The organism is Clostridium puniceum (assembly GCF_002006345.1).
Lineage (GTDB): Bacteria > Bacillota > Clostridia > Clostridiales > Clostridiaceae > Clostridium > Clostridium puniceum.
The window spans coordinates 1-1,527 of the sequence record NZ_LZZM01000097.1 but is presented as its reverse complement, the minus strand read 5'-3'; the positions used below and the strand labels follow the sequence as shown (position 1 = coordinate 1,527).

Annotated in this window: 2 protein-coding genes; both read left to right on the top strand. The window is 29.2% G+C overall.

Annotation, left to right across the window (positions count from 1 at the left end; all coding sequences use genetic code 11):
- Positions 1–203: 203 nt before the first annotated feature.
- Positions 204–650, top strand: a complete 447-nt coding sequence (locus tag CLPUN_RS07100) for a hypothetical protein (protein ID WP_077846616.1) — start codon at positions 204–206, stop codon at positions 648–650.
- Positions 651–1,016: 366 nt separating this feature from the next.
- Positions 1,017–1,187, top strand: a complete 171-nt coding sequence (locus CLPUN_RS28005) for a hypothetical protein (protein ID WP_198944302.1) — start codon at positions 1,017–1,019, stop codon at positions 1,185–1,187.
- The last annotated feature ends 340 nt before the right edge of the window (positions 1,188–1,527 follow it).

The window sequence follows — 1,527 nt, the reverse complement described above, 5'->3', positions numbered from 1 at the left end:
CATTTATGTATAGCTCCTTGCTATCATTGTTGTGTGGTAACTCAATTATAACAAGGATTTATCATAAATGTTTTTTTATTTTTATTCAGTTGTAAAATTATTCAAGCATTTTTGCACTATTATAGTTGTATAGAATTTCTTTGAAATAATTCCCTAAATATAGTATGATTATATTAATTACTAATTTAAGGGGATGAATAATAGTGAAGAGAAAAATTATTAAGAAAGCGATATGTATAGGATTATTAAGTGTAAGTTTATTAGGATTTAGTTCAGTAGGTGCTAATGCTGAATGGAAACAGGATGATAATGGTTGGTGGAATACTGAAGGAAGTTCATATTCTACAGGCTGGAAAGAGATTGGTGGAAACTGGTATTATTTCTATTCAGATGGATATATGGCTCAAAGTCAATATATAGGAAATTATTATTTGGGCTCTGATGGTGCATGGACTACAAATATACCGGAATACGTTAAACAAACAGGTGTTATTGGTGATAATAGCAAAATGGTTTATGTAAGTATTAACGGTACTAAGTATCACAGAACACCTGATGGTGAAGGTGATAAAACAAGAGAGATGACTTTAAATGAAGCAAAAAAACGTGGGTATCAACCTGACAGTAAATGTTGGGGTATAGGCTGGTAACTGTATCCATCTTGGTTGGTGTTTAGACTAAGCAAAAATTTTATGTACTTAAATAATTACGAATTGGCACTTATATCTTGTCGGATGGAGTGCTTACAGTGAGTATAACGCTTAGAATATTATACATATGCAAAGTTGCAGAGTTCCTTCCATAGTGGAAAGCATAAAAAGCTATGTATAGTCTTGTGTAGGTGACTATATAAACTAGATAATTAAAATCCTACATTTATGTTGCATGTGATGCTGGCAATTAAAATATTAGCATCTTTTATTATATAAATTTATGAATAAGTTTACAGACATTTATCGACAAATATACTTACAATATGTTATAGTATTTGTATATACAAACATAGGAGGTAAATAATGATAAAAGAATGTAAAAAAGGTTATGATGTGAATATAAGAAAATTTGGTGCACAAACAAATGTAATTTTGCCTTTTGTAAATGATGGAACGAACAACATAAAATGTGAAATAGAAAAATGCACATTTATTAATGTTTGTGAATATAAAGATTATATAGAAAAACATTAATAATTATTATTGGGCTTGGAATATAGCACTTTTTTTATACATTGTAATGGAGTTCCACATCTCCAATTAGCGTATATAAAACCACTTAACTTATGTTAGGTGGTTTTATTATGTTCAAAAATATTTTGTGGAATTTGATTAGGGCGTGTCTGAAAACAGAAATTTGCACAAAATTTAATTTTTAGGTAAAATAAAAGAAAAAACTTAGAGGTAACTATTATGGCACAAAAACGTTATGAAATATCTGATGAACAATGGAATCAAATAAAGGATTTATTTTCAGTAGCAAAAACCGGACGTCCTCCAATGGATAATAGGCTGATGTTCAACGCAATCTTAT

What these genes read in the sequence shown, in the direction of transcription:
- CLPUN_RS28005 (WP_198944302.1), top strand. Translation starts at nt 1,017, where the DNA reads ATGATAAAAGAATGTAAAAAAGGTTATGATGTGAATATAAGAAAATTT.